Here is a 6,678-nt window from a genome sequence, read left to right as displayed (position 1 = left end):
AACCATCTTGAAAAAACAGCATGTCGATCAAGACATCACCAGGACAGTTTCCCGGATCGTTTCGCTTCCATCACGCCCGCGACAGTGAGGAAGGATCCGAAAACCGCAATTCTATCATTCTCCCCTGCTCTGCTTCTCGCGCTCGCAAATGCCGCAGCGGGGGAGTCAAAGGTCTCGATCGTGCGTTCGGAGCCGGGCGTGGCGCTGGGGACGATGCCTGCATCCAGCAGCGCCTGCTTCAACTGTTCGGCCGTCGCCGCGCGCGGCAGCGGCAGGTCGGTCAGGTACCAGTGGTCGACGATATCTTTCAACTGCGCGACCACGCCGGCGATGTCCTTGTCCTGCATGGCGCCGAACACCGCATAGGTGTAGGGGTGGAAGCCCATGTTGTTCAGGTTCTGCGCGAGCGTGGCGGCGGCGTGCGGATTGTGCGCGACGTCGAGGATCACGGACGGACGGCCCGGCAGGACCTGGAAGCGCCCGGGGAGCTCGACCATGACCAGCCCGTTGCGCACTTCCTGCGCGCCGACCGGCAGCCGGTCGCGCAGGGCCTCCAGCGCGGCGAGCGCGGCCGAGGCGTTGAGCAGCTGGTTGGCGCCGCGCAGCGCCGGATAGCCGAGCGAATTGCGACGCTGCGTGCGTCCGCCGAAGTTCCACTGTTGCTTGTCGCCCGAGTAGTTGAAGTCGCGGCCGAACAGCCAGAGGTCGGCGCCGATGGCGTTGGCGTGGTCGACGAGCGAGGCCGGCGGCACCGGATCGCCGCAGATCGCTGCCCTGCCCGGCCGGAAAATCCCGGCCTTTTCAAAGCCGATCTCTTCGCGCGTATTGCCGAGGTATTCGGTATGGTCGATGTCCACGCTGGTAACGATCGCGACATCGGCATCGACGACATTGACCGCATCCAGGCGCCCCCCGAGGCCGACTTCGAGGATCACCGCATCGAGCTGCGCCTCGGCGAACAGCCGCAGGATGGCCAGCGTGGTGAATTCGAAATAGGTCAGCGAGACATCGCCGCGTTGCGCCTCGACCGCGGCGAACTGCTCGACAAGCGCCTGGTCGCTGGCCGGCTCGCCGTTGACACGCGCACGCTCATTGAAGTCCAGCAGATGCGGCGAGGTGTACAGGCCGACGCGGTAGCCCGCGTGCATCAGCATGGATTCCAGCATCGCGCAGGTCGAGCCCTTGCCGTTGGTTCCGCCGACGATGATGACCGGGCAGTCGAAGCGGATGCCCAGCCTGTCCTTGACTTGCCTGACGCGGTCCAGGCCCATGTCGATGGCCTTGGGATGCATCGTTTCGAGGAGGGAGAGCCATTCGGTGAGGGTCGCGGGGAGGTTTTGCATGGCTGGAGGGGGGAATGGATGCTGAAAAATGAAAAGCCCGGACTTGCTGCAGTCCGGGCTTGTCGCTTAGCTCTGTTTCTTATGCCAGGACTTCTGCAGGCTGGTTCTGCAGCAGTGCCAGCAGGCGCGCGATTTCCTCGCGCATCTTGCGGCGGTCGACGATCATGTCGATCGCGCCTTTCTGCAACAGGAATTCGGAACGCTGGAAGCCTTCCGGCAGCTTTTCGCGCACGGTGTTTTCAATCACGCGCGGGCCGGCAAAGCCAATCAGCGCCTTCGGCTCGGCGATCACGACGTCGCCCATGAACGCGAAGGAGGCCGACACGCCGCCCATGGTCGGGTCGGTCAGCACCGAGATGAACGGCAGCTTCTTCTCGGCCAGCTTGGTCAGCATGGAGGTAGTCTTGGCCATCTGCATCAGCGACAGCAGGCCTTCCTGCATGCGCGCGCCGCCGGTGGCGGTAATGCAGATGAAAGGCACCTTCTGCTCCAGCGCCGCCTGGGCGCCGCGCACGAAGCGCTCGCCGACCACGGAACCCATCGAGCCGCCCATGAATTCGAACTCGAAGCAAGCCACGACGACCGGCAGCGACATGATGGAGCCGCCCATCACGGTCAGCGCATCGGTCTCGCCGGTGGATTCCATTGCATCCTTCAGGCGGTCCGGGTACTTCTTGCTGTCCTTGAACTTGAGCGAGTCGACCGGCAGGACTTCCTGGCCGATCTCATAACGGCCGCCGGCGTCCAGCAGCGCATCGAGGCGCTCGCGGCCGCGGATGCGCATGTGGTGGTCGCACTTCGGGCAGACATGGAGGTTCGATTCAAGGTCGGTCCGGTAGAGCACTGCCTCGCACGACGGGCACTTGACCCACAGACCTTCCGGCACGGATTTCCGGTTGGCGGGATCGGAACGCTGGATGCGCGGGGGAAGCAGCTTTTCAAGCCAACTCATGAAGACCTCATCTCAAATTTTCGGTTGCGGCATTGTACCGCCGGGCTTGCCTTGCGCCAATACACGGCGTCGATGTCAAAATGTTATTGCCGATCACGCATCCAGCGCCTGGCGGATGCCTGAAATGAAGCTTTGCACCGCCTGCACGGCGTTTTCCCGCGGCGTGTTCTCGAGTTCCTGAATGATGCGGCTGCCGATCACAACGGCATCGGATACGGAAGCGATCGCCCTTGCCGTTTCGGCATCGCGGATGCCGAAACCGACGCCGACCGGGACATGCACGTGCTTCTTGATTTCCGGAATCTTTGCCGCTACCGCACCCAGATCGAGGTGACCGGAACCGGTGACGCCTTTCAGCGAAACGTAGTACACGTATCCGCTTGCAATCTTGCCCACCTGCTCGATCCGTTCGTCGGTCGACGTCGGCGCCAGCAGGAAGATGGGATCGAGACCCTTCTCCTTCATGGCCACGGCGAATTCCTGGCATTCTTCCGGCGGATAGTCCACCACCAGCACGCCATCGACGCCTGCCTCCTTCGCGGCATCGATAAACCGGCCCGTGCCCATGTGCTCGATGGGATTGGCGTATCCCATCAGCACGACCGGCGTTGTCTGGTTGGTTGCGCGAAATTCCTTAACGAACTGCAAGACATGGCGCATGCCGACCCCGTTTGCCAGCGCCCTTTCCGAGGCGCGCTGAATGACGGGACCGTCGGCCATTGGATCGGAGAACGGAACCCCGAGTTCGATGATGTCGGCGCCGCCCTTTACCAGCGCGTGCATCAGCGGAACGGTGAGTTCCGGCGCTGGATCGCCGGCGGTAATGAAGGGGATGAGACCTTTGCGGCCTTGTTCGGCGAGGGCGGACAGGGTGGCTTGGATTCTGGACATGATGCGCTTCGCATGATTGCCCTCCGGATGCGGAAAACCGGCATCCGGACGGCGGTTGTTATGGGGTCAGGATCGGGTACTGGCGCTTCAGAACTTCTTCTTCATCCGCTCGGCGACGGTATGCATGTCCTTGTCGCCGCGGCCGGACAGGTTCGCGAGGATGATCTTGTCCTTCGGCAGCGTCGCGGCCAGCTTGGCGGCATAGGCCAGCGCGTGGCTCGATTCCAGCGCGGGGATGATGCCCTCGATGCGGCAGCAGTTGTGGAAGGCCTCGATTGCCTCGTCGTCGGTGATCGACACGTACTTCGCGCGTCCGGCGTCTTTCAGATAGGCATGCTCGGGGCCGACGCCGGGGTAGTCCAGGCCCGCGGACACCGAATGCGTCTCGATGATCTGGCCATCCTCGTTCTGTAGCAGATAGGTGCGGTTACCGTGCAGCACGCCGGGCGATCCCGCGATCAGCGATGCGGAATGGCGGCCGGTTTCAAGGCCCTCGCCCGCGGCCTCGACGCCGATCAACTGAACGTCCTTGTGGTCGATGTACGGATAGAAGATGCCCATCGCATTGGAACCGCCGCCGATGCAAGCCACCACGTAGTCGGGCTGGCGTCCTGCCTGTTCCGGCATCTGCACCAGGCATTCCTTGCCGATGACGGACTGGAAGTCGCGCACCATCATCGGGTACGGATGCGGGCCGGCGACGGTGCCGATGATGTAGAAGGTGTTTTCGACATTGGTCACCCAGTCGCGCATGGCTTCGTTGAGCGCATCCTTCAGCGTCTTCGAACCGGACTCCACCGGCACGACCTTCGCGCCCAGCAGTTCCATGCGATACACGTTCTGCACCTGGCGCTTGACGTCTTCGGCGCCCATGTAGATCACGCATTCGAGGCCGAAGCGCGCGCAGATGGTGGCGGTGGCCACGCCGTGCTGGCCGGCGCCGGTTTCGGCGATCACGCGCGGCTTGCCCATGCGCTTGGCCAGCAACGCCTGGCCGATCACGTTGTTGATCTTGTGCGCGCCGGTGTGGTTCAGGTCTTCGCGCTTGAAGTAGATTTGTGCCCCGCCCTGCATCTCGGACCAGCGCCTGGCGTGGTAGATGGGGCTGGGACGGCCGACGAAGTGCTTGAGCTCGCGCGCGAATTCTTCGAGGAATTCCGCGTCGGTGCGGAAGTGCGCGTAGCCTTTTTTCAGTTCGTCCAGTGCGTGGGTCAGTGTTTCGGAGACGAAGCTGCCGCCGTACTGGCCGAAATGGCCGCGTGCATCGGGGAGCTTGTATTCGGCGGTCTGGTACAGGGCCGTCGTCATCATTGCCTGACGCTCGGCATAGTTTTCCAGCGCGTTCAGTTCTTTCATGGTGGTTCTCTCTTCAAATGCTCTGTGTCGCGTCCGCCTTGCGCACCGCGGCGATGAAATCGCGGATTTTGGCGGGATCCTTGATGCCCTTGGATTGTTCGACGCCGCTGCTGATATCGACGGCGTAGGGGCGCACCTGAAGCACTGCTTCAGTGGCGTTTTGCACGCTCAAGCCACCACTCAAAACGACCCGAGGCGCGAGCTCTTTTGGGATGAGAGACCAATCGAAAACCTTTCCACCGCCGCCGTATCCCTCGACAAAGGCATCGAGGAGCAATCCCGAGAACAGGTCACTGGCGGCGCGATACTGTTGCTCGTATTTTAGCAAATCCGCCCCGGTCATTTCCGGCCCCATGCGTACGGCGCGGACGAACGGACGACGTACCGATGCGGCGATCGCCACGCATTGTTCCGGCGTTTCGTCGCCATGAAATTGCAAGAGGGAAATCGGGACCTCGCGCACAACGGCTTGTACCTCCGCTTCCGTAGCATTGACGAACAGCCCGACCGGCGTGACGAAGGGCGGCAAGGCTGCCAGCAGGCGCGCCGCGTCGGCAGGCGCGATGTAGCGCGGGCTTTTCTTGTAGAAAACCAGGCCGATGGCATCGGCACCCGCGGCCACGGCGGCCTCTAGGTCTTCGCGGCGCGTCAGGCCGCAAATCTTGATGCGTGTACGAGAAGTCATTGGTTGCTCATGGGGTAATTCCGGCTGCCCTTCAGCCTTGCAGCCAAGGCATGCCGGGCGCCGTTTCCTGCGGCAGCTGCCATTTTGGATCGTACGCGATTTTCGCAAGGTACAAGCCGTCGGGCATGAATGTCGGGGCGGCAAGACTGCGATCTCGGCTGGCAAGGATTTCCGCCATCCACTCCGGACGCTGGTTGCCGTTACCAACGACGATCAGCGAACCGACGATATTGCGCACCATGTGGTGCAGAAAAGCGTTCGCCGTCAATGTAACGACAATCAATTCCCCGCGCCGTTCGATCGCGATCTTTTGCATCGTCTTCACGGGTGATTTGGCCTGGCATTCAGCCGCACGGAATGCGGAAAAGTCATGCGTTCCCAGCACGTGTGCAGATGCTTCCCGCATCGGCTCCACCTGTAAGGGCCGGAATACCCAGCCAGCCTTGCCCGACAGCAGCGGCGAACGCACGGGATGGTTATAGATGACGTAATGGTAAGTGCGCGCCGTTGCGCTGAAACGGGCGTGGAAATCGTCCTGCCCGTCGCGCGGCACCTCGCACGCCCAGCGCACCGCGATGGAGGGCGGCAGGAAGGCGTTGACGCCGCGCACCCAGGAAAACATTTCCCGGTCGAGCGGGGTATCGAAATGCACCACCTGCTCCAGCGCATGCACGCCCGCATCGGTGCGTCCGGCGCAGGTAGTTGCGATATCGGTCAGCGCAAAACGCTTGAGTGCGGCTTCCAGCGTGTCCTGCACGGTACCGCCGCCGGGCTGGGTCTGCCAGCCGCGCCACGGCGAGCCGTCGTACTGCACTCCGAGCACTATTCGCCTCAAATCGACCTCGTAGAGAAAGAAAAACGGGCGCAAGCTTCACGCTGCGCCCGTCGAAAGAAAACGCGACGTATTACGCCAGTTCGAGCAGCAATGCCTTGGCGCGTTCGCTCTGTTCCGGCGAGCCGCCCTTCATCACTTCGTCCAGCAGCTCGCGCGCACCTTCCTTGTCGCCGATTTCCTGGTAGGCGATCGCAAGGTCGAGCTTGGTCGCCATCTCCGCACTGCTGGCATCCACGTCGTCGGTGAGCATCTGGGTGTTCATCGAGTCGAAGTCCAGGTCCGGGAGTTCGTTCGCGGCCGGCTCGGCCGCCTCGAACGACTCGGCCGACTCTGTGGACGCGGGCGCAGCGAGCTCGGACTCGAGCGAATCAAGTTCGACAATCGGAGCCGGTTCCTCGGCCGCTGGTGCTGCGTCCTGCGGGTTCAGTTCGAGACTGATGCCCGAGAGGTCGAAATCCAGCGGGTCTGCGGCCGGGGTCTCCGCCTTCGGTTCTTCCGCCGGCAGGCTCAGCTCGTCGTTCAGTTCACCGAGGTCCGGGACGCCTGCATCGGCCGGCGGCGCCAGCCCATCGAGGGAAATGTCGTCCACCATCGCAACCGGCGCGGGTTCGTCGGC

General features: G+C 62.8%; 7 protein-coding genes. All 7 read right to left on the bottom strand.

Annotation, left to right across the window (positions count from 1 at the left end):
- Positions 1–35: 35 nt before the first annotated feature.
- Complete coding sequence (gene folC, locus VFF99_RS14485) at positions 36–1,343, bottom strand: bifunctional tetrahydrofolate synthase/dihydrofolate synthase (RefSeq protein ID WP_325019062.1); 1,308 nt, start codon at positions 1,341–1,343, stop codon at positions 36–38.
- 79 nt (positions 1,344–1,422) lie between these two features.
- Complete coding sequence (gene accD / locus VFF99_RS14480) at positions 1,423–2,295, bottom strand: acetyl-CoA carboxylase, carboxyltransferase subunit beta (RefSeq protein ID WP_325019060.1); 873 nt, start codon at positions 2,293–2,295, stop codon at positions 1,423–1,425.
- Between the two features lie 93 nt (positions 2,296–2,388).
- Positions 2,389–3,186, bottom strand: a complete 798-nt coding sequence (trpA, locus tag VFF99_RS14475; protein WP_325019057.1) for a tryptophan synthase subunit alpha — start codon at positions 3,184–3,186, stop codon at positions 2,389–2,391.
- Between the two features lie 87 nt (positions 3,187–3,273).
- Positions 3,274–4,542 carry a tryptophan synthase subunit beta gene (trpB, locus tag VFF99_RS14470; protein ID WP_325019055.1) on the bottom strand — a complete coding sequence of 423 codons (1,269 nt, stop codon included), beginning with the start codon at positions 4,540–4,542 and terminating at the stop codon, positions 3,274–3,276.
- Between the two features lie 13 nt (positions 4,543–4,555).
- Positions 4,556–5,227: a phosphoribosylanthranilate isomerase gene (locus tag VFF99_RS14465; protein ID WP_325019053.1), complete on the bottom strand. Its 672-nt coding sequence runs from the start codon at positions 5,225–5,227 to the stop codon at positions 4,556–4,558.
- A gap of 31 nt (positions 5,228–5,258) precedes the next feature.
- The gene (truA, locus tag VFF99_RS14460) at positions 5,259–6,062 is read right to left on the bottom strand and encodes a tRNA pseudouridine(38-40) synthase TruA (RefSeq protein ID WP_325019051.1); all 804 of its coding nucleotides are present in this window, start codon (positions 6,060–6,062) and stop codon (positions 5,259–5,261) included.
- A gap of 70 nt (positions 6,063–6,132) precedes the next feature.
- On the bottom strand, positions 6,133–6,678 hold a 546-nt coding region (locus VFF99_RS14455), incomplete at its 5' end, for a FimV/HubP family polar landmark protein (RefSeq protein ID WP_325019049.1).

The sequence above is a fragment of the Noviherbaspirillum sp. genome (assembly GCF_035654295.1).
In the GTDB taxonomy this organism is placed as follows: domain Bacteria; phylum Pseudomonadota; class Gammaproteobacteria; order Burkholderiales; family Burkholderiaceae_D; genus Noviherbaspirillum.
The sequence above is the reverse complement of the archived record's forward strand: the minus strand, read 5'-3'. Positions and strand labels throughout refer to the sequence as shown.